Source organism: Sporosarcina saromensis, from assembly GCF_054901285.1.
Genome location: NZ_CM142738.1, coordinates 2,207,439 through 2,229,866, shown reverse-complemented (window position 1 = coordinate 2,229,866; position 22,428 = coordinate 2,207,439). Strand labels below are relative to the sequence as shown.

Here is a 22,428-nt window from a genome sequence, read left to right as displayed (position 1 = left end):
TGAATAGCATTTACAGCAATTCACTAGCCTATGCTTTATTAGTTCACTTTTTCTTCGATATACTTCACAGCATCACCGACAGTGCCGATCTTTTCAGCATCGTCATCTGAAATTTCCATATCGAACTCATCTTCCAATTCCATTACTAACTCAACAACATCCAAAGAATCTGCGCCGAGATCGTCTTTGAAAGATGCTTCTGGTTTTACTTCACTCTCATCGACACCTAAACGGTCGACAACAACTTTCGTTACTCGTTCTAGTACTGACAACATAGTCACCTCCTCTCAAGAAATGCGGAGTGTGGCGGTTAGACCCGACTTCCCGCACCAATAACCCCTAGAGTACAAATCTTTAGTAGACCTATACAGGTTATTACATCACCATACCACCGTCAACATGTATTGTTTGACCTGTTATATAATCTGCATCGCTCGACAACAAGAATGCAACAGCGCCAGCAACATCTTCTGAAGAACCAAGTTTGCCTAATGGAATTGCAGACAACATTTGTTCTTTCACATCTTCCGGCAGTGCGTCTGTCATGTCTGTCGTAATGAAACCTGGTGCAACCGCATTGACTGTAATATTACGTGTCGCCAGTTCCTTAGCAGTCGTCTTCGTTAACCCGATGACTCCCGCTTTAGCAGCTACGTAGTTCGCTTGTCCGGGATTTCCGGTAACCCCGACGATCGATGCAAGGTTCACAATCTTCCCAGAGCGTTGCTTCATCATTTGACGTGTAACAGCTTTCGTACATAAGAAAACACCTTTTAGATTGATGTTGATGACATCATCCCATTCGTCTTCTTTCATACGCATTAACAGATTGTCACGCGTGATGCCTGCATTGTTTACGAGCATATCAATCGAGCCGAATGCTTCCATTGTCGCGTCAATCATCGCTTTCACTTGATCAGTTTCGGAAATATTTGCTTGAAACGCAATCGCCTCTCCACCAGCTTTTGTTATGGTTTCCACAACTTCAGCCGCTTTCGCTTCGCTGCCGCTATAATTGACAACGACTTTTGCTCCTTCTTCTCCGAGCAACAATGCAATTGCACGGCCAATGCCACGCGATGCACCTGTAACGATTGCTGTTTTCCCTGTAAATCTCCCCATACTTACCACCCTTTCGCTGCCTCAATAGCCGTTTGTAACGTTTCTTCGTCGTAAACAGGCAATACAGTTACAGAACGGTCAATCTTTTTTACGAGACCACTCAACACTTTGCCTGGACCACATTCAATAAAATGTGTGACGCCAAGATCTAGTAACGTCCGAACCGAATCTTCCCATCGTACTGGTGAATACAATTGTTCAACGAGTAATTCCTTAATCGTCTCTTTGTCAGAAACCGCTTGTGCATTCACATTCGCAATGACAGGAATGGATGCATCCTTCATCTCCAACTGATCTAAAGCTTCACGTAAATGTTCAGCTGCTGGTTGCATGAGCGACGAATGGAATGGACCACTAACGTCTAATGGAATTGCTCTTTTTGCGCCAGCCTCTTTAAGTGCTACACACGCTTTGTCCACGCCTTCTTTTGTTCCAGAAATAACGATTTGTCCAGGACAGTTCAAGTTGGCAGGTTGTACTGGAAATCCATCTGCAGTAATTGCATCCGTTACTTCAGCCAACTTCTCACCATCTAATCCAAGGATGGCTGCCATCGCGCCTTCTCCAGCAGGAACCGCCTCATTCATGAATAAACCGCGTTTCCGCACAACTGCTACACCATTTTCAAATGAAAGTGCACCTGACGCTACAAGTGCTGTGTATTCACCCAAACTATGTCCAGCCGTATAAGCAGGGACAATTCCCGCATCATTTAATCTTGCAGCGATCATTGCGCCAACCGTCAGCAATGCCGGCTGGGCGTTATACGTCACAGTAAGCTCTTCTTGCGGTCCTTCTTTCATTAAACGGCTCAAGTCTCCCCCAAGCACTTTATCCGCACCATCAAAGTACTGGCGACTCTCTTCCTTTGCTGCCAATTCAACGCCCATTCCAACTGATTGGGAGCCTTGCCCTGGAAAAACAAATGCAATTTTACTCATCCCATATCCACCTTTCCAACAGTCTGCCGTATCGTTTCACAAACATCGTATTCCACCATGGTTCTTGCTTGTCTAACCGCATTATAGATTGCATTCGCATTGGACGAGCCATGCGCTTTAATAACTGGCGAGTTTAAACCGAAAAGGCCTGCTCCCCCATACTCCGTATAATCCATTTTCTTCTTTAATCCACGAAGATCGTCTTTTACTAATGCAGCAGACAATTTGGATTTTAATGATGCACCGTAAACTTCTTTTAACATCGTAAAGAAGCTAGATGCCGTTCCTTCAATCGTTTTTAACGCCATATTGCCTGTAAATCCATCCGTTACGACGACATCTGCAACGCCATTCAACAGTTCTCGAGACTCCACATTTCCAACAAAATGTATTGGAGCTTCAGCAAGCAAATGATAAGCAGCTTTTGTCAATTCGTTCCCTTTTCCTTCTTCGGTACCGATATTTAATAGGCCAACACGTGGTTTACTAATACCACGGACTTTTTCCGCGTAAATACTGCCCATAATCGCATATTGCTGTAAGTGCACAGGCTTAGCATCTGCATTCGCCCCAACGTCCAAAAAAACGAACCCTTGTCCGTCGACAGTCGGTAATGTTGGAGATAATGCCGGTCGATCAATGCCATCTATGCGTCCTACGATGAACAGTCCGGCAGCCATAAGCGCACCTGTATTACCTGCTGATACACACGCATGTGCAGAACCCTCTTTTACAGCTTGCGCCATCTTCACCATCGAAGCATCTTTTTTACGTCGTATCGCACGTACCGGTTCATCTTCCGATTCGATTTTCTCCGTGCAATGAATGACGGTTATGCGTTCATGCTCCTTCAAAAAGGGACCCATCTTCGCTTCGTCTCCATAAATATGTATATGTATATCGTCAAATTCCATTACGCTTTTATAGGCACCCTCAATAATTTCACGCGGCGCATTGTCCCCACCCATACCATCTAAAGCAATAATCATTTTGTGTCCCTCCTGCCAAGTTCGGTTGTGTGGTACATTTGGAATTCACCCGTAAAGACCGTTTCATTCCCAACTGTAGACATAACCTCTACAAACATCCGCTTCCCACTTGACCGTCCTTTGTCAACAATAGCACGTGCAATGACACGGTCTCCGGCTTTCACCGGCTTTAGAAAATTGATAGTAGAAGTAACGGTCAATGCAAGTTCATCATCGAGTACAGCGACAGCTAATGAATTGGCTTGTGCAAAAAGATGATGCCCTCTCGCAATTCCATTACGTTGGAACACATGGTCTTCCGTCACATCAAAAATAGAAATCGCACGCTTGTCCAATTCAATATCGACAATTTCACCAATCACTTCGTCTGATTGCAACGATTTGACATCAGCTTCAATTGTTCTAGAGGCAACCGTCTTTAACCGTTCACGTAATTCTGGTATTCCACACTCCAAGCGATCTAACCGGATCGTCTGTACACTTACATTAAATTGTTTCGACAATTCTTCATCTGTCATAAAAGGATTCTGTTCAAGACTTACAGCAAGTTGACGTTGCCTTTCCCTCTTTGGAACTCTCACAAAATTCACCCTTCCGGATTAGCACTTGGTACTAATACCAGTATATTATCATAGTTCATCATAGATTTCTACAAAACATTAATGAAGGGTTCTCTCTTTTTCAATGAAGGAGTTCTCGTATACATGCCCCAAACTGAAATTGCAATACTCAGACCGTAAAAATCAGAATAAAAACACAGCATTCCCGGAGGAAAGACTATTAGATTGTAGACATACTCTAGAAATCAAGGGGTTGCCTACATTTCTTTACTTTACAATCGTATTAACTAGGAAAAGTTGATTTTCGCTGGGAGTGGAATTTAACGGCTCTTGACCGATTGCAGTTTTATACGCTCAAAGACAAAAGGGTTGGAAATCTTTTCGATTTCCAGCCCTTTTGTCTACAGTCTGTGGCGAGCCTCCTTGATGGATGCTCGCCTATAGTATTCTAAACTCAGTCTTCGAGAATGAATGTTCATTTAATCCATCCGCTCTTGCGAAAGCGCGCCGGATTGTTCCAAGTCTTCCCTAAGGAATTTGTATTCTGGAGAGGTCCAAAAGCTGTCCGATGATAGCATTTTCTCAGCATCTTGACGGGCCGTTTCGAGTGCACGGTAGTCATGGACAAGATCTGCCATTTTAAATTCAGGCATCCCACTTTGCTTTTTGCCGAAGAAATCGCCAGCCCCTCTTAGCTCGAGGTCCTTTTCGGCAAGGAGGAAACCATCATTCGTTTCCGTCATCGATTGCATTCGTTCTTTGCCTTCTTCGTTCTTCGGATCAGCAAGAAGGACACAGTATGATTGATCAGCACCCCGCCCTACCCTTCCCCGTAATTGGTGGAGTTGTGCTAATCCGAAACGGGTTGCATCGTAAATGAGCATAAATGTCGCATTCGGAACGTTTACACCGACTTCGACAACTGTTGTTGAAACGAGGCAATCGATTTTCCCATCACTAAAATCTCGCATGATCTCGTCCTTTTCATCCGGATGCAGACGCCCATGCATCAGCCCGACTGTATATCTGCCTGAAAAATGATGGGTGAGCTGCGCATGGACATCGACTGCATTTTGCACATCAAGCTTGTCCGATTCCTCTATCAGTGGACAAATTACATAAGCTTGGCGTCCCGCATGCAATTCTTTCTCCATCTTCCTTAAAACCGGCAATAATGATTCTTCTTTCAACCAATACGTTTCAATTTGCTTACGTCCTGCTGGCATTTCATCCAATATCGAAACATCCATTTCACCGAATGCCGTGATTGCCAAAGTTCTTGGGATTGGGGTGGCCGTCATAAAGAGTACATCTGGATTCAATCCTTTTTCCCTAAGAACGCGACGTTGTTCTACACCGAACCGATGTTGCTCATCTGTTATGACGAGACCCAATTTGGTAAAACTGACATCTGGTTGAATAAGGGCATGGGTACCAATTAAAAGATCGATTTCTCCGTTCGCTAAATTCTCCAATATATGTCTTCTCGCCTTTCCTTTTGTTGAACCTGAAAGAAAAGCGACTCGAACTCCAAATGGCTCTAGCCAGGCAGAAAGTGAATCAGCATGCTGTTCAGCAAGAATTTCGGTTGGAGCCATCAGGGCCCCTTGGAAGCCTGCGGTGATGGCCGCATAAAGAGCAATTGCAGCAACGACAGTCTTGCCCGAACCAACATCCCCTTGTAGAAGACGATTCATCCGACTTGAACTTTTTAATTCCGCACAAAGTTCGTTGACAACTCTTTTTTGTGCGCCTGTTAACTCAAACGGCAAGGAAGAAATAAATGCTTTCAACCGCTCCAAATCATATTGGATAGTTGTTCCTTTTTCCGCATCCTTACGAATTTTCTTCATCCCTATCATCTTCAATTGAAATTTAAGCAATTCTTCATAGACAAACCTTCTTCTCGCCTGTTTGACATCTGTTGGTGTCTTTGGGAAATGAACCATTTCCAATGCTTCATGAAGAGAAGGTAACATATACGTCTCAAGCAGCTCACTAGGCAGAATGTCTTTCATTTCTGCTCCATACAAATCCAAAGCTTGTCGCATATATTTTCTAAATGTCTTTTGATGCATGACATTTTTCAAACTGTAGACCGGTTCAAAGTCTGCTTGATCGGTTTTCGGTCCCTCTGAAAAATTACTGACATTGATCACTTGTCGACCGCGATCCCATTTTCCTGTAACTGTAACAGTCATGCCGATACTTAGGCGATCTTTTAAGTAATGTTGATTGAAAAAAACAGCTTTTACAAGGTGGGGGCCGACGAGTAGATGAATTTGTAAGCGAGATTTATTTTTACCTAAAAAAAGAACGGAAGGCTCACTTTGGACCCTTCCTTCAATCGTTACGCGTTCATTATGTGGAGTTTCAGCTAAGTCCTTCAATCGAAAATCTTCGTGTCGATACGGAAATGTATGGAGTAACTGTTCTACTGTTTCAATGCCGAGCTTTTGAAACTGTCCAGTAGCCGCTTTTCCAACACCTTTCAATACTTGGACAGAATCATGAATGGACGGTGTCATGGACCGCTTTGTCCTTCCCGAAAATTTCCGCTTCCAACCTTTTACCCGTCGGTGTAGCTGCCAAGCCACCTTTTGCTGTTTCTCGCAGTGCAGAAGGCATTGTTTGTCCGATCCGATACATGGCATCGATTACTTCATCCGTAGGAATTTTACTGACTACACCTGCTAACGCCATGTCCGCGCCAACTAATGCTTTTGCTGCACCCATCGCATTCCGTTTTACACACGGGACTTCAACCAGTCCAGCAACCGGATCACAAACAAGTCCAAGCATATTTTTCATGACGATTGAAAATGCTTCTGCGCTTTGTTGTGGCGTCCCTCCTGCCATTTCAACAATTGCAGCCGCAGCCATCGAAGCAGCTGAACCCGTTTCCGCCTGGCATCCGCCTGCAGCTCCGGAAATAGAAGCATTGTTCGCAACGACAAATCCAAAAGCACCTGATGTGAATAAATAATTCACCATCTGTTCACGAGTTGGATTCAACTTATCTTTCACGGCAAATAATGTACCTGGAACGATACCGGCCGCACCAGCAGTTGGCGTTGCACAAATCATCCCCATTGCGGCATTTACTTCATTCGTCGCGACCGCTTTACTGACTGCATCCAATAACAAGTCACCTGATAAGGATTTACCCGTTTTAATGTATTGTTGCAGCAATACTGCGTCTCCACCAGTCAAGCCAGAAGTCGATTTCACGCCTTGAAGTCCTTGTTCTACAGCACTTTCCATCACGGTTAAATTGTTATCCATTTGCGCAACAATCTCTTCACGCGAACGTCTAGTAATGAGCATTTCTTGTTCAATCATAATTTCTGAAATTGGTTTGTTTTGCTTTTCAGCGATGTCCACCAATTCTTTCACCGTTCCAAATAGAACTTCCATGTATTTGAACCTCCTTAATTTGCCAATGTGGATACTTGTGTTACGTTCGGTAAGGCTTGTAACTCATTTGTTAAAGATTCATCGAACATTTGGTCAACCTCAATAACCATGAGCGCCATCTTGCCCTTTTCTTTTCGTCCAACTTCCATATGGGCGATATTCATCCCTTGTGAAGCAATGACATTAGACACACTTGCAATGACGCCTGAACGGTCATCATGTACTACGAGCAATGCTGGAAAATGGCCTGATAAGCGCAATGGAAAGCCATTTAACTCGGTCACTTCCATCGTTCCACCGCCAATTGAAATTCCGACGAGTTCCATTTGCCCTTTGCTATCGCCAATAATAATCTTCGCTGTATTCGGATGATCAGCTTCTTCTTCCTCTGGTATGAACTCAAACGTCATGCCTAGAGCGGCTGCATCTTCAAATGAAGTCTTTATTCGTTCATCAAATGTATCGTAATCTAATAAACCACCAATGATCGCTACATCCGTCCCATGCCCTTTATACGTTTCTGCAAATGATCCATAGAGATGGATTTTTGCCCATTCTGGCTGTCTACCGAATAGATCCTGGCAACACGGCCAATTCTAGCGGCACCTGCAGTATGGGATGACGATGGTCCAATCATAACTGGTCCAATAATTTCAAACACCGATCTATACTTCAATCAAACTACCCCCTTCTTACAAGCAAAGCGCTTTCATCCATTCTACAATAAAGTATTCATAAAGACAAAAAGAGAAAACAGGGCTGTTCGGCAATCATTGAACTTGATTACCAGTAACAGCCCTGTGATGCATGTAAAATCACTCAACAGAAAGAATATATGGATAAAGTGGTTGTTTCCCGTTATATAATTCGACTTCCGTATGACTATAAGTCGACTCGACATAAGTCGCCATTGCAGTCGCTTCGTCTTCAGATACACCTTCTCCATAGATGATCGTCACAATCTCATCGTCTTCATCAATCAACGAATCAAGCAATGTTTTCATGACACTTTCTAACGAAGGTTCAGAAATGATGATTTTATTGCCCGCGAGGCCCATGAAGTCATCTTTCTTAATGTCGATCCCATCAATGGATGTGTCCCGGATTGAATGGGTCACTTGACCAGTTTTCACACCGGAAGCTGCCGCTGTCATCGACTTCTCATTGTCTTGTACAGTCGCTTCAGGGTTAAAAGCAAGAATCGCCGCGAGACCTTCAGGAACCGATTTTGTTTCAACAACAGCTGCTTCAATGCCACACACTTCTGCAGCTTGTTTTGCAGCCATGATAATGTTTTTGTTATTCGGTAAAATAATGACGCGTTCAGCTTGTACATCTTTTATCGCTTTAACGATATCTTCAGTAGAAGGATTCATCGTTTGTCCACCTTCTATAACTGCGGACGCACCGATGCTCTTTAACAGTTGTGCAATCCCTGAACCCATTGCAACCGTAACGAGGGCATACGGGTGTGCAACTGTTTCGTTTTTAGCAGAATGATCTGCCCCAACGATATCAATATGCTGTTGGCGCATATTCTCGATTTTAATGTTAATGAGTGAACCGTATTGTTGGGCATAATTCATTGCATCACCAGGTTGTTCTGTATGGATATGTACTTTCGCAATTTCATCATCTGAAATGACGAGCAATGAATCACCAAACTGACTGAGGTCTTGTCGGAAATCAGTTTCTACAAATGGCTTATTCACAGTCTTTTCATCTTCGAATTTCACCATGAATTCCGTACAATAGCCGAACTCAATATCTTCGGTATTCATGAAGCCTTGCACACCACGATGATGCTCAGCATTCACTAATTCATCCATTGAATCGACCACAATGCGTTCTGGTAGCGCTTCCCCTTTTAAACATGCGAGGAATCCTTCATACACGTACACGAGTCCTTGGCCACCACTATCTACGACACCTACCTCTTTTAAAACAGGCAATAAATCAGGCGTCCTTTTTAATGAAGCCTTAGACTCCTCTACGATCGCTTCCATTACGACAATCAAATCATCTGTCGTTTTAGCCACTTCCACACCTTTGTTGGCAGCATCCTTCGCAACAGTCAAAATCGTCCCTTCAACCGGCTTCATGACAGCTTTGTATGCCGTTTGAACACCAAATTCCAAGGACTCAGCGAATTTTACACTTGTCAGCTTGTCTTCAGATTCAACAGCTTTCCCGAAACCACGGAATAACTGAGAAAGGATGACACCTGAGTTTCCACGCGCACCCATTAACAATCCTTTAGATAATGCTTGTGCAGTCTTACCAATATGTTCAGAAACATTCGCTGCAGTCTCTTTCGCACCGGATGTCATCGACAAGTTCATATTTGTTCCTGTATCACCATCGGGTACTGGAAACACGTTTAGTGAATCGACATAGTCTGCGTTTTGATGAAGATGATGTGCACCCATCTTTACCATATCCGCAAATGTAACACCATCAATAAATTTCATTGATCTGTTTTCCTCCTTCTATCAGTTCGTCACCCGAACTCCTTGAACAAATACATTCACTGAAGCCACTGTTAACGATAAGATCTTTTTCAATGTATACATGACTTTGGATTGCACTTGGTATGCAACCTCTGAGATTTTTGTGCCATATCCTACGATGACATACATATCAATATGTGTCTCATCCCCGATATTTCGCACAATGACCCCTTTTGCATAATTCTCTTTTCCAAGGATATCAGTAAGACCATCCCGAATCTGATGCCGTGAAGCCATGCCGACAATTCCGTAACATTCGATTGTCGCCTCTCCTACCACTTGGGCTATGACGTCATTCGTAATATCTATCGTACCGTAATCGTTTTTTAACTCAATGGACATGAAACTTCCCCTCCTGCAACCGTAATCATACCAACATTGTACTATACACAAGGGCCGATGAAAAGCGGAAGATGGCGTTTAGCTGCGACTGGCATAAGACAGAACTGCGAAACGGCGCTCTTTGCCGTGCAGCAGGAATGGCTTATGACCCGAGCAGCTGCCATCTGGAGTCTGGATCAATGAAAAGCGGAAGAAGCCGTTTAGCTCCGACAAGTGCTGGAGGGATTGAAACAAAAGGCGCTTTTCCCTTTTGTCTTCAAGACCGAAGCGACTCGAGGAGCTGGCGACTGGAGCTGGATCAATGAAAAGCGGAAGTCGCCGGGAAGCTCCGACAAGCGCTGGAGGGATTGAATTTAATCGGTGTTATTACGTGAACAACGACAAATTCTTCAAATCTAACGCACATTCAATCATGTAAAGGCAATTCACTTGAAAGCAGCACGAAAAAAGGTTGCAAGCCCTTATTTCCTGTGATAAAGTATTATGGTATGCGAATTAGATAGTGAATCGCTTAATCAATATTAGCGAGGAGGTCATAAAAATGGCTAAAGAATGTGCAATTACTGGTCGCAAAGCACGTGCGGGTAACGCTCGTTCACACGCAATGAATGCTAACAGACGTACTTGGGGAGCAAACCTTCAAAAAGTCCGTATTCTTGTTAATGGTAAACCTAAACGTGTTTGGGTTTCTACAAGAGCACTCAAATCAGGTAAAGTACAACGCGTTTAATGAACATGAAAAAAATGACCACTACAGAATTCGTTGGACTGCTTGAAATGACAGTAGATGTCTCTTTTCAAAAAAATCCAATGACGTAATGTGTGGGTCATTCATGTAATGCGATAGTTATGTACGAACCGACTATACTTCAAAAGAAATGAAACGCCAGGCCGAATTCTTCAGCCTGACGTTTTTTCTTTTTTCTTTTTTCTGTTCCGTTGACTCGCTGTTGCAGACGCCTGGCTTTTCGACTTATCATCTTTCTGAAACACAACCATGCACTTACGGACAAAGCTACTGAGAAACTTCGGCATTGTAAACGTATAAACTCGCAATTCCCTGGCTCCTTTCAGGAATCTGAACTCCTTACCATTAAACATATGCCTTGGCGGAATGAGATAGTACAAACTTCTGCAATTGGTTCATTGCTTGTGAATCTTGTCATTCCCATTTCCAATGTCGCATTGACAGTCTCATACTTAAAGCCTGTTAACGTCAATCCCTCAACAGTCCGACCATACGAGAAAAATGACATATAAGGAAGTTCATCTTTTCTCTTCACCCTATGCACGCCAGGACGATAAAATGACAGTTCGTTTACACGATTACGAACAGAAAACCTAATTCCTTCATTTTGCTGTTGCATTCGATACATGAGGTGCAAGGCCGATTCAAAATGATCCAATCTTCCACCTGTAACCCCAATTAAAACAATTTCTTCAGGAGCATAGGCAATCGCTCTTTCCACTGCCAACTCTGTATCCGTTTCGTCTTTTTCAGCTTGAAACGTACCAACCTGTTCAACAACTGTTGCAATCTCCTGAAATTCCTCTGCACTTACAGAATCAAAATCTCCAACTGCTTCGATAGGGATAATACCGTTCCGTACAAGTTGAAGCGCACCTCGATCGACTCCGATAAAAATCGTTTCTGCATGCGCAAATTGCTGAAAATCAGGTAATTCTTCCCGAGGCCCCCCTGCACAAACGACGACCCTCTTCATCAGCCGATTACACTTTCCCCAGCAGTTTTGATGCGCTGTAAGGCTTCCGCACGATCTTCTGCATTATAAATTGCCGAGCCTGCAACAAAGATGGTTGCACCTGCTTCAACACAAGGAACGATTGTCTCCTCATTAATACCACCATCAATTTCTATTTCGATAGATAGTTCTCTTTCCTTAATAATCGCAGCAAGTTGACGGACTTTTGGGAGCACCGAGTGAATGAATTGCTGACCACCAAATCCGGGATTGACAGTCATGAATAAAACCATATCAATGTCTTCCAAGATATGCAGTATATGTTCCACAGGCGTATGTGGATTCAAAACTACGCCAGGTTTAACACCGAAAGAACGGATTAGCTGAATAGTACGGTGTAGATGTCTGCACGCTTCCACGTGAACTGTAATATAATCAGCACCCGCTTTTGCAAACTGCTCAATGTATGCATCCGGATTTTCAATCATTAGATGGACGTCAAGTGGTAATGTAGTAACTGGTCTTAATGCCTCTACAACAATCGGCCCCATCGTAATATTGGGAACGAAATGACCATCCATTACATCGATATGGATCAATTCTGCTCCTGCTTTTTCTACTTCTACGACTTCCTGAGCAAGCTTCGAAAAATTAGCTGCTAAAATGGACGGTGCAATTTTAATCATATTATGAATACCTCGGCTTTCGGTCAGTGATTTCTTGTAAAAATTGAACATAGTTGTCATATCGGGAACGAAGGATTTCTCCACTTTCCACTTTCGCTTTCACAGCACATCCCGGCTCTTTCATATGCATGCATCCTCTGAATTTACAAGCATGTGCACTGCTGGCCATCTCAATGAAATAGTCCTTCAGTTCTTCTTTTTCGATATGATCAAAATCAAGTGAACTGAAGCCAGGTGTATCTGCAATAAGACCTCCTGCCACTTCGATTAGCTCCACATGTCGCGTCGTATGTTTACCTCGCCCTAACGCTTCTGAAATGGCACCAGTTTTGAGCGCAAGTTCAGGAATCAGCGTATTTAATAAAGTAGACTTACCAACCCCTGATTGCCCAGCCAACACACTTGTTTTTTCAGTTACGAAGGGTTGCAACACGTCAAACAATGTAGCATCTTCAATAAAGGTCTGTATGATGTCATAGCCAATCGATTGATAGTAGTTGAGTGCTTCATTCGTTTGTAGCAGGCTTTCGTTATCCGCAATGTCCTTTTTTGTAGTGCATATAATCGGTTGAATGCCATAGGATTCAATGACAACAAGGAATCTGTCCAGCAAATGGAGACTGAAATCAGGTTCAACGATGGAAAAGACGAGCAACGCTTGGTCGATGTTTGAAACCGGTGGACGAACTAATTCATTCTTTCTTTCATGCACTTCAGTAATTGTAGCATCATTTGCTCCATCCGTGACAATCGTCACAAAATCCCCGACGAGCGGCGAGATACCACGATTCCGAAAGACACCTCGTCCTTTACATTGAATGAGTTCCCCATCTATTTCTACATAGTAGAAACCACTAATTGCTTTTCTAATTTGACCTTTTGGCATCCAATCCCTCTTCCTTAATCGATATCTTCGTAATTGATTGTTTCCTCTGCGATTTTAATATCATCCCTAAAGATCATATAACCGCCACGTTGACCTTCTTCCAATTCAATTGTTATTTTCTTCTTTGTATCTTCAATGATTTTAAATTCGTCTGCTGGATCTGTCATGGAATTGTTCAGGTCTTGTATATAGATTTTTATCACTTGAGGCACTGGCTCAGAGTCGCTATCCTCTTCTTCTGAACCTTCTTTTTGTTCATATGGAATTTCAATCGTACGGACTGCATATTTCACCAGTTTCTTTTCAGGTCCTTTCGACAATGCAACTTCAATTGTTGCGCCGATTTCCAAATTGGTATTTACGGATGGTTTTTGCCAAATGACATGCCCTTCTTCCACTGTATCATGGTGTTCCGCTTTCACAATTTTAATGGTGAATCCTGATTCTCTTTCATACGCTTTCAGTTCATCCTCTGTGTAATTCCTCAGATCAGCTACTGAACGTTTCTCTTTGCCCATGCTCACTTTAAAAACAATAGCTGTCTCTTCAGGAACAATATTCGTTCCGGCTACGGGGCTTTGTTCCACAATCCGTCCAACCGGTTCTTCGGAGTAGACAGGCTGAGGATCAATCGATTTAAAGTTGAAGCCTTGAAGGATACTTTCAATATCGTCATAATCCCTATTTACATAGTCATCCAATTCAATCGTTTCTTTCCCTTTACTCACATAGAGCGTAACAGAGGAGCCGACTTCCCTCATTTTCTCAGCTTCCGGAATTGTTCTAAATACCTGACCTGCTACAAATTCATCTGAATAATCTTCAATCTTTTCATTTACAACGAAGCCCTTGTCTTCTAATGCAGAAGCTGCTTCCACTTCATCCATGCCGACAACGTTCGGAACCACTTCTTTTTTCGGACCTAACAAACCTGGCAAAAAGACAATAAGCAGGGCGATTACCAATAAGGCAGAAAGGACCCCAACGATGATCGGCCATTTCTTCCTCTTCTTTTTAGGCACTTCAACAGGTGTCGGATTGACAGGTTCAATCACTTTCGTTTTTTCGTATTCCTCTGTAGGTTTAAGATCTGTTATGACTGGGATTGCTTTTGTTTTATCATCATCAAAAGGTACAGTGAATTTTTCTTCATGTTGCCTTTCTGGCAATAAGACGGTTAACAGATCATCGTACATTTCATCCGCTGACTGATAGCGATATGTAGCATCTTTCGCAGTAGCTTTTAATATGACATTCTCCACACTTTGGGGAATGTTTGGAAACGTTAAACGAACCGACGGTGTCTCTTCTTGAAGATGCTTCAGTGCAATGGCAACAGCTGTTTCAGCAGAAAATGGCAGCTTGCCAGTCAGTAATTCATAAAAAACAATCCCTAACGAATAAATATCCGATTTTTTTGTCGCCATACCGCCGCGCGCTTGTTCTGGAGATAAATAATGGACTGTTCCAATGACAGAGTTCGTCTTTGTATGGGATGTTGCACTTAACGCCATCGCAATGCCAAAGTCCGTAATTTTCACATCTCCGTCTGTATCCATTAAAATATTTTGCGGTTTTATGTCGCGGTGGATAATTCCATTGTGATGGGCATTTGCAATTGCCGAAACTAATTGCCTCATAATGCTGACTGCCTGTTCAGGATTCAACGGACCATTTGTATGAATGAATTTCTTTAATGTCTGGCCCTCGATATATTCCATCACAAAGTAATGAAGCTCCTCATCCTCACCGACATCGAAAATATTGACGATATGTGGATGTGTCAAACTCGTTGCTGATAACGCTTCACGTTGAAATCTTTTTTTCATATCTTGCTCATTGACAAAATCATAGTTTAATACTTTAATGGCTACATCCCGACCCAAAATGATATCATGCGCCAAATAGACTTTGGACATGCCACCTTCGCCGATTCCTCTAATAACTTCGTACCGGCCACCAATTCTTTTACCAATCATTGTGTACTCACCTCCACCTTTGAAGGTCCGGCCAATATGACGGAAATATTATCTTCGCCACCCATTTCGTTGGCAAGCTCAATCATTTTGACCGCTTTACTATGGAGGTCTCCATCACTTCTAACAATTGCATGAAGTTGTTCATTTGTCACTTTGTTACTCAATCCATCTGTGCAGATTAACAAGTAGGTATTGTCTTGTAAATCTAATTGATAAAAATCCGGTGATATCGTTCTTTCTGAACCAATTGCTCGCATAATCCAATTGCGCTGAGGATGATTCGCTGCTTCTTGTTCGGTGATTTCACCAGAATCCAACAAAACATTTACAAATGAATGATCTTTCGTCACTTGGACAATTGCAGACTCTGTAATTGTATAGACCCGACTATCCCCAATATGTGTCACAAGCCCTTTGTTACCATGCATGAGAACTGCATCCAAAGTGGTTCCCATTCCTTTGAAGTCTACATCGTTTTCTGCCGTTTCAAAAATCGTTCGATTAATGTCTAACACCGCTTCTTGAAGCCATTCGTTCCAATCTTCATGTGTCATGTCGATTGGATTTTCCACTTTCAAGAATAGCTCGCCAAGCATACGGACAGCGGTGGAACTGGCATAATCCCCACCACGATGCCCACCCATTCCATCCGCAATGACCGCTAATATGGGGCCTTCTTCTATCGTAAAAACTGCTGCACTATCTTCATTGACCGTACGTTTCTTCCCTATGTCCGACAGCACTTCGAATTGCACCACTCATTCCCCCCTTTTTAAGGTGCTGCACATTACTTTTTCTCGAATGCAGCTACAAAAAAACCGTCTCCACCAAAATGTTGTGGCAATACTTGCAACAAATGATTGTTCACTTTTACAGCTTCAATTTCCTTAAATGTCTCCAATGGTAGTAACGATACATCATCATGTTTCGCGAGGAACTTTTGCACCATGCCCTCATTTTCATCATAGTCGACCGTACAAGTACTATAGACGACTACGCCCCCTCTTTTCACTAAACGATAAGCCGTTTCAAGAAGCTCTTCTTGAATAGTGGTAAGCGCATGGATGTCCTTTTCAGTCTTGTTATATTTTATTTCCGGCTTTCGTCGGATGACTCCTAAACCACTGCAAGGTGCGTCAACAAGAATTCGATCGAACGATTCTGGTTCATATACTTCATCCAACTTACGGCTATCTCCACTTTTTGTATGAATGGATTGGATGCCTAGCCGTTTTGCATTTGATTCGATAAGCGTCAGTTTATGATCATGTAAATCATGTGCGTAGATTTCCCCACGATCACCCATTTTTTCTGCGATGAACGTCGTTTTACCACCAGGGGCTGCGCACATATCGAGCACTTTCATATCAGGTCGCACATCAAGTGCAAGCACGGGTAACATGGAGCTTTCATCTTGAATGGATAGGAGTCCGTTTGTGTACGCTTCCGTGTTCGCCAAGCTACCTGAAGGTGATTGAATACTTTCTGGAATAATTTCACCTTTCTTCACTTCAACACCTTCACGAGCTAATGCTGCAATCGCATCAGGTACATTCCCTTTAAGTGTATTCACTCTTGCTGTCATACGGGCGGGATGATTGTTTTCATGGGCCATTGCCAACGCTTCGTCTCTCCCGTACTGCTCTATCCAGCGACGGATCAGCCACGTCGGATGACTTGTCTCAATTGACATTCTTTCCACTTCATCCGTTATTTCCTCGATTGGTCGGACACCTTCTCGCAACACTGACCGTAATATACCGTTCACTGTAGGTGCGATTCTTTTATGTCCCCGTCTTTTTGCAATTTCCACAGCTTCATGAACAACGGCATGAGGCGGGATCTTTGTCAAATAAACAATTTGATAGATGGACAGCCGCAACAATTCACGAACCCAATGATCCAATTTCCCTCTCACAAACGGTTCCAAATAGTAATCCAACGTTATCCGGTGTTGCAATGTACCATATGTCAATTCAGTGAGTAAGCCACGATCTTTCGAATCAATATTGTATTTCTTGATCGTGCGGTTGAGCAGTAAATTACTGTATGCCTGATTTTCGTGGATTTCCAGTAAAATTGATAACGCGGCATCCCGTACATTACCGTTCCAGATTTTCTTTTTGTTCATCATTCGAATATATTCCCTTCAACCCATTTGGCGCCTACACCATTCATGAATTCTTCAGCAGTTAGTCGCTTTTTACCTGCAGGCTGTAACTCTGTAATAGCAATCGCTACGTCATCACCCGTTTTGATTATCAGTTTGTCCTTTAACCGTTTAACAATCTCACCTGGAGCTTTCCCTTCGACATCCGTTTGCATGTCCATTTTTTCAGCAGACCAAATTTTCACATTGTCCCCTTGGAAAACAGAGTATGCACCTGGCCACGGATATAATCCTCTAATCTGATTGTAAATCTCTACGCCGCTTCGGTTCCAATCAATTCGTTCTTGTTCCCTTGAAATATTGCTTGCAAATGTGACACGTTGCTCATCTTGAGGAATCCGGTCATTCGTACCGTTAATAATTGAAGGCAATGTATCTTTCAATAACTTCGTGCCTGCCACTGATAACTTTTCAAATAAGAGTCCTGTGTGGTCTTTTTCATCGATTGGTACGGTCACTTGGGAAATAATGTCCCCCGCATCCAATTTTTCTACCATATACATGATTGTCACACCAGTTTCGATTTCACCATCCATCACTGCTTGATGGATTGGCGCACCACCTCGATATTTTGGCAATAATGAAGCATGTACATTGACACAACCTAAGCGTGGAGCATCTAGCAATTCTTTCGGTAGAATTTGTCCATAAGCAGCGGTAACGATCAAGTCTGGCTGCATTCGAATGATTGAATCCAGCTCAGCTGATTTTCGCAGTTTTTCAGGTTGCAGTACGGGTAACCCTAACCGAAGTGCTTCTTGTTTGACAGGCGGTGGAGTAAGTACCCGTTTCCTTCCGACAGGTCGATCAGGTTGGGTGACGACCGCAATGACGTCATATCCATCATTATGGAGCATCGTCAAGACAGGTACCGAAAAATCCGGTGTCCCCATAAATACGATTTTAGTCATTCAACTCATCCTCTCCATCAACCGATTCGAACTCAGAAGGATCGACAATACGTTTAATTTTCGAATCAAAAAGGATACCATCCAAATGATCGATTTCATGTAAAATCGCTCGCGCTTCGTAATCTTCTGCTTCTAACTCATAAAGTGAGCCATCACGCTCTTGTGCTTCGATGCGTACAAAAAACGGCCGTTCCACTTCCCCATATAATCCTGGAAAGCTTAAGCAGCCTTCTACTTCAATCTCAGATCCTCCGACCGCTGTCACGACTGGGTTAACCATTTCGATGACCGGATCTCCTTCGCCCATATCCACAATTGCGACGCGGACCAATTCACCGATTTGTGGAGCAGCTAAACCGATCCCATCAGCAGCGATCATCGTTTCGTGCATATCGTCAAGTAGCTCTCCAAGTTTTTCATCGAACGTATCGACTTCCTTACATCTTTGCATCAATAACGGAGATGGTGTTTCTACAATTTTTCGTATTGCCATGTAAATTCCTCATTTCTATGCTGTTTAATAAATCGTAGAAGGGTCGACGTCGACAGACATGAGTAACCCTTCTTTTATCCAGTCTGTTCTGTACATTTTTATCAGTTGCTGAAGTGTATCGATCAGTTTCGGTTCTTTTTTGTATTTTATCAAACATTGGTAACGATATCTATTGTTCACGCGACTGATTGCCGCAGCTGCAGGACCGATGACAATTGTTTCTGGTGAAAGGGAACCTTTTAAAAAAGTTGTCCCTTTATCTGCAAACGCAACGACTTTCATTAAATCTTCATGAGAAAATTGGATTAATGTAATGTAAAAGAAAGGCGGGTAGCCGTATTGCTTCCTTGCTGTCATCTCCAATTGATAGAACGGTTCATAGTGCTGTGATTTTGACAATTCAATAGCGTAATGTTCAGGAGAATACGTTTGGATGAACACTTCTCCTGCTAGTTCATGCCGTCCAGCACGTCCGCTTACTTGCGTCATTAACTGGAACGTTTTTTCAGCTGCACGGAAATCAGCGAGATGCAAAGTTGTATCCGCTGCGAGTACACCGACTAAAGTGATATTTGGAAAGTCCAACCCTTTTGCAATCATTTGAGTGCCGAGTAAAATATCCGCTTTCCCTTCACTAAATTGGCGTAAAATCCTTTCATGTGCGCCCTTTTGCCGCGTTGTATCCACGTCCATCCGTAAGACGCGGGCGGTAGGAAAAAGCTTTGCAATCTCTTCTTCTGCTTTTTGAGTACCTGTACCAAAGAAACGGATATGTTCGCTTTCGCATTGGGGACAAACGAGCGGAACTTTCTCTTCATGCCCACAATAGTGACATTTTAATGACTCGTTCGCACGATGGTAGGTCAATGAAATATCACAGTTCGGACACTCGACCACCGTGCCGCAATCCCTGCATAATACGAAAGAAGAGAAGCCGCGTTTATTAAGAAACAGGACGATCTGCTCGTTCTTCTCCAAACGGATATGCATGGCATCCGCTAATTGTCTAGAAAACATTGAACGGTTTCCCTCTTTCAGTTCTTCTCGCATATCAACAACTGAAACGGCAGGCAATTGTTGGTTCTTTGCTCTCTTAGACAATTGCAATAATGTATAAACTCCTTTTGAGGCCCTAGCGTACGACTCCAAAGAAGGTGTTGCACTTCCTAGGACAACGGGACAATGAAAGGATTCCGACCTCCAGATCGCAACATCTCTCGCATGGTAACGAGGAGTGTCTTCTTGCTTATAAGTGGATTCGTGTTCTTCATCTAATATGATGATGCCGACATTTTCAAACGGAGCAAAAATAGCAGATCGTGCGCCAACTACTACCTTTACTTCTTTCCGATGAATTTTTCGCCATTCATCGTATTTTTCTCCAGCTGACAATCCGCTATGCATAACGGCTACAAGACCTCCAAAACGAGCTTGGAACCGCGCTGTCATTTGTGGTGTTAATGAAATCTCAGGTACAAGCACGATCGCTTCTTTCCCTTGTTTCAACACATGGCTGATTGCTTGTAAGTATACTTCCGTTTTACCACTTCCCGTAATACCATGGAGTAAAAATGTCTCTGCCTTGTTAGTAGTGGACGCAGCATTCACTTTATCCAGTGCTAGCTGTTGTTCCTCTGTCAGTTCATAGGGAATCTGTGCTTCTTGTAATTGGGATACACCCGGATCACGGTATGTTTCTTCATGACTTTCCGTTGCAGCCCCTTTTTCAATAACTGTCTTCAGTACTGCTTGTTGCACACCTGAAGCCTCGATGACTTTACTGGCTTCCATTGATTTACCTGCATGGTCTTTCATCCACTGAATGAGTTGTATTTGTTTTTTTGCATTCGAAGGAATTGTATCGAGTAAAGATGCTAAAGTGGATGAATCCTCAATATGAATCATTCGCACTTTTTTTACTTTTGTCTGTTGGCTGACAGAATTGTCAACAGTGATTATTCCTTGTGCAACATAATTCTTAATCATTTTCAACAATGAGGAACTGGTTACTTGCTTCAGGGGAATTCGTGTACGACCTTGCATCAAGTTTCGAAGATCTTCATCAATGATCGCATCCGGCTCTACAATGGTTATGAATTTCTCATACTTTGCACGCATTGCTGCAGGCAGCATGACTTGTAATGCGTCAATTTCATAGGAAAGTGTTTCACGCGCAACTATCTTCGCAATTGCGAGGAGCTCAGTCGAAAGGACCGGTTCTAAGTCAAGCAATTCATCGATTGCCTTCATTTTACTATTGGCGAGGTCTGTTTCCTGCTTCAAACGTGTGACATAGCCTACGACTTTCCGGGGTCCGAATGGAACTTTCACTCTTGCTCCACACTCAATGAGGGAACGCATTTCTTCCGGGACGACATAATCAAAAGGACGATCGATTGGATAAGCAGATACATCCACTATCACTTCAGCGATCATCGGTATGAAGTCCTTCTTCCTTTATGATCGTTTGAAGGAGAATCTTTGCTAATTCTCTTTTTTGCATCGCTTCAAATGCAATCGATTGTCCTGTATGTGTCAACAATGTTACTACATTCGTATCATTTCCAAATCCACCGGCCGGATCGGTTACATCGTTAACAATTATGTAATCCAAATTCTTTTTGTTCAATTTTGATTGACCATATGCCAATGCATCATTCGTTTCCGCAGCGAAACCAACGAGCAATTGATTTTTTTTTCGCTCCCCAAGTGTTTTCAAAATATCTGTCGTACGGACGAGCTCAATTTGTGTCTCCCCATCATTCTTCTTCATCTTTTGAGGATGCTGATCTTTCGGCTTATAGTCTGCCACAGCTGCTGACTTTATAACGATGGATGCATCCTCGTAATGCGTCAAGACAGCATCCAACATGTCAGCCGCACTTTCAACCGGAATTCTTTGTACGCCTGCTGGTACTGGCAAATCGACCGGCCCACTGATTAATACAGTTGTTGCCCCCATTGCAGCTGCAGCTTCCGCCATTGCGTAGCCCATTTTCCCACTTGAGAAATTGGATATGTATCGGACAGGGTCTATCCTTTCACGTGTCGGCCCGGCAGTTACGACAACTTTCTTCCCCTTTAACGGAAGATCAACTTTCTTTGCAAAGTGTTGTTTGAGTAATTCAACGATTTTTTCAGGTTCTTCCAGTCTGCCTTTGCCAACATATCCACACGCTAAAAAACCTTCTGCAGGCTCAATGAATTGATAACCGTCATCGTGCAATTGCTGAATGTTGCGAATGACTGATTTCTTCTCATACATGTGTACATTCATTGCCGGTGCAATCCATACCTGTGCAGTCGTAGCAAGCAATGTGGACGTCACCATATCATCTGCAATGCCATTTGCAATTTTCCCGATGGCATTGGCAGTTGCTGGAGCGACAATGACAAGATCCGCCCAATCCGCAAGATCAATATGTGCGATGACACGTGAATCCTTTTCATCAAACGTATCAAAATACACATCGTTACGAGAGAGGACTTGAAAAGAAAGTGGGGTAACAAATTCCATCGCTGATTTCGTCATGATTACTCTCACTTCCGCACCAGCTTGAGACAATTTACTTACGAGTGCAACGGCCTTATACACAGCAATTCCACCTGTCACACAGACAAGAATTTTTTTAGCTAACAACATACTCATCCTTTCTAGAAAATGCTTTGAGGACTTGTCCCCACACAAACTGCCATTTTGCCATCTTACATCAACTATA

At 43.0% G+C, this 22,428-nt stretch carries 20 protein-coding genes and 1 pseudogene; 1 reads left to right on the top strand and 20 read right to left on the bottom strand.

What is annotated here, in order from left to right:
• Nucleotides 1–38: 38 nt before the first annotated feature.
• The 10 genes and pseudogenes from ACVHUV_RS11200 to ACVHUV_RS11155 form a co-directional block, all read right to left on the bottom strand.
• Nucleotides 39–275 carry an acyl carrier protein gene (locus tag ACVHUV_RS11200; protein WP_060209057.1) on the bottom strand — a complete coding sequence of 79 codons (237 nt, stop codon included), beginning with the start codon at nucleotides 273–275 and terminating at the stop codon, nucleotides 39–41.
• 100 nt (nucleotides 276–375) lie between these two features.
• A complete protein-coding gene (fabG, locus tag ACVHUV_RS11195) occupies nucleotides 376–1,122 on the bottom strand; it encodes a 3-oxoacyl-[acyl-carrier-protein] reductase (RefSeq protein ID WP_371389876.1) in 747 nt (248 codons plus the stop codon).
• A 2-nt stretch (nucleotides 1,123–1,124) separates the two neighbouring features.
• On the bottom strand, nucleotides 1,125–2,063 hold the full coding sequence (gene fabD / locus ACVHUV_RS11190) for an ACP S-malonyltransferase (protein ID WP_462084643.1): 939 nt from the start codon (nucleotides 2,061–2,063) through the stop codon (nucleotides 1,125–1,127).
• A complete protein-coding gene (gene plsX, locus ACVHUV_RS11185) occupies nucleotides 2,060–3,052 on the bottom strand; it encodes a phosphate acyltransferase PlsX (RefSeq protein ID WP_462084642.1) in 993 nt (330 codons plus the stop codon). Before plsX ends, fabD begins: the two co-directional genes overlap by 4 nt.
• Nucleotides 3,049–3,633, bottom strand: a complete 585-nt coding sequence (gene fapR, locus ACVHUV_RS11180) for a transcription factor FapR (protein ID WP_462084641.1) — start codon at nucleotides 3,631–3,633, stop codon at nucleotides 3,049–3,051. The genes plsX and fapR overlap by 4 nt, the downstream gene beginning before the upstream one ends.
• A 458-nt stretch (nucleotides 3,634–4,091) precedes the next feature.
• Nucleotides 4,092–6,140 (bottom strand): ATP-dependent DNA helicase RecG, encoded by a 2,049-nt coding sequence (gene recG / locus ACVHUV_RS11175; protein WP_462084640.1) that lies wholly within the window; start codon nucleotides 6,138–6,140, stop codon nucleotides 4,092–4,094.
• On the bottom strand, nucleotides 6,121–7,029 hold the full coding sequence (sdaAA, locus tag ACVHUV_RS11170) for an L-serine ammonia-lyase, iron-sulfur-dependent, subunit alpha (protein WP_462084639.1): 909 nt from the start codon (nucleotides 7,027–7,029) through the stop codon (nucleotides 6,121–6,123). The genes recG and sdaAA overlap by 20 nt, the downstream gene beginning before the upstream one ends.
• Before the next feature lie 14 nt (nucleotides 7,030–7,043).
• Nucleotides 7,044–7,705, bottom strand: a pseudogene (sdaAB, locus tag ACVHUV_RS11165) (L-serine ammonia-lyase, iron-sulfur-dependent subunit beta).
• A 139-nt stretch (nucleotides 7,706–7,844) separates the two neighbouring features.
• The gene (fakA, locus tag ACVHUV_RS11160) at nucleotides 7,845–9,500 is read right to left on the bottom strand and encodes a fatty acid kinase ATP-binding subunit FakA (RefSeq protein ID WP_462084638.1); all 1,656 of its coding nucleotides are present in this window, start codon (nucleotides 9,498–9,500) and stop codon (nucleotides 7,845–7,847) included.
• 21 nt (nucleotides 9,501–9,521) lie between these two features.
• Complete coding sequence (locus ACVHUV_RS11155) at nucleotides 9,522–9,881, bottom strand: Asp23/Gls24 family envelope stress response protein (protein WP_317941698.1); 360 nt, start codon at nucleotides 9,879–9,881, stop codon at nucleotides 9,522–9,524.
• Between the two features lie 541 nt (nucleotides 9,882–10,422).
• On the opposite strand from ACVHUV_RS11155, the gene rpmB reads away from it, so the two are divergent.
• Complete coding sequence (rpmB, locus tag ACVHUV_RS11150) at nucleotides 10,423–10,611, top strand: 50S ribosomal protein L28 (protein ID WP_317941701.1); 189 nt, start codon at nucleotides 10,423–10,425, stop codon at nucleotides 10,609–10,611.
• Between the two features lie 340 nt (nucleotides 10,612–10,951).
• Here rpmB and ACVHUV_RS11145 read toward each other — a convergent pair whose 3' ends face one another.
• From ACVHUV_RS11145 to coaBC, 10 genes are read right to left on the bottom strand one after another with little or no spacing between them, the layout of a single operon-like run.
• On the bottom strand, nucleotides 10,952–11,605 hold the full coding sequence (locus ACVHUV_RS11145) for a thiamine diphosphokinase (RefSeq protein ID WP_462084637.1): 654 nt from the start codon (nucleotides 11,603–11,605) through the stop codon (nucleotides 10,952–10,954).
• Nucleotides 11,605–12,270, bottom strand: a complete 666-nt coding sequence (rpe, locus tag ACVHUV_RS11140) for a ribulose-phosphate 3-epimerase (RefSeq protein WP_317941703.1) — start codon at nucleotides 12,268–12,270, stop codon at nucleotides 11,605–11,607. Before rpe ends, ACVHUV_RS11145 begins: the two co-directional genes overlap by 1 nt.
• A 1-nt stretch (nucleotide 12,271) precedes the next feature.
• Entirely contained in the window at nucleotides 12,272–13,156 is an 885-nt protein-coding gene (rsgA, locus tag ACVHUV_RS11135) for a ribosome small subunit-dependent GTPase A (RefSeq protein ID WP_317941704.1), read from the bottom strand.
• A gap of 14 nt (nucleotides 13,157–13,170) precedes the next feature.
• Nucleotides 13,171–15,135, bottom strand: coding sequence for a Stk1 family PASTA domain-containing Ser/Thr kinase (gene pknB / locus ACVHUV_RS11130; protein ID WP_317941705.1), 1,965 nt, complete (start codon nucleotides 15,133–15,135; stop codon nucleotides 13,171–13,173).
• Nucleotides 15,132–15,893 (bottom strand): Stp1/IreP family PP2C-type Ser/Thr phosphatase, encoded by a 762-nt coding sequence (locus ACVHUV_RS11125; RefSeq protein ID WP_317941706.1) that lies wholly within the window; start codon nucleotides 15,891–15,893, stop codon nucleotides 15,132–15,134. The genes pknB and ACVHUV_RS11125 overlap by 4 nt, the downstream gene beginning before the upstream one ends.
• Nucleotides 15,894–15,922: 29 nt before the next feature.
• Nucleotides 15,923–17,266, bottom strand: coding sequence for a 16S rRNA (cytosine(967)-C(5))-methyltransferase RsmB (rsmB, locus tag ACVHUV_RS11120; protein WP_317941945.1), 1,344 nt, complete (start codon nucleotides 17,264–17,266; stop codon nucleotides 15,923–15,925).
• Nucleotides 17,266–18,216 (bottom strand): methionyl-tRNA formyltransferase, encoded by a 951-nt coding sequence (gene fmt / locus ACVHUV_RS11115; protein WP_462084636.1) that lies wholly within the window; start codon nucleotides 18,214–18,216, stop codon nucleotides 17,266–17,268. The genes rsmB and fmt overlap by 1 nt, the downstream gene beginning before the upstream one ends.
• On the bottom strand, nucleotides 18,209–18,709 hold the full coding sequence (gene def, locus ACVHUV_RS11110) for a peptide deformylase (RefSeq protein WP_317941708.1): 501 nt from the start codon (nucleotides 18,707–18,709) through the stop codon (nucleotides 18,209–18,211). The genes fmt and def overlap by 8 nt, the downstream gene beginning before the upstream one ends.
• A 24-nt stretch (nucleotides 18,710–18,733) precedes the next feature.
• Nucleotides 18,734–21,145 (bottom strand): primosomal protein N', encoded by a 2,412-nt coding sequence (priA, locus tag ACVHUV_RS11105; protein ID WP_462084635.1) that lies wholly within the window; start codon nucleotides 21,143–21,145, stop codon nucleotides 18,734–18,736.
• Nucleotides 21,135–22,352 (bottom strand): bifunctional phosphopantothenoylcysteine decarboxylase/phosphopantothenate--cysteine ligase CoaBC, encoded by a 1,218-nt coding sequence (coaBC, locus tag ACVHUV_RS11100; protein WP_371389865.1) that lies wholly within the window; start codon nucleotides 22,350–22,352, stop codon nucleotides 21,135–21,137. The genes priA and coaBC overlap by 11 nt, the downstream gene beginning before the upstream one ends.
• Nucleotides 22,353–22,428: the final 76 nt, after the last annotated feature.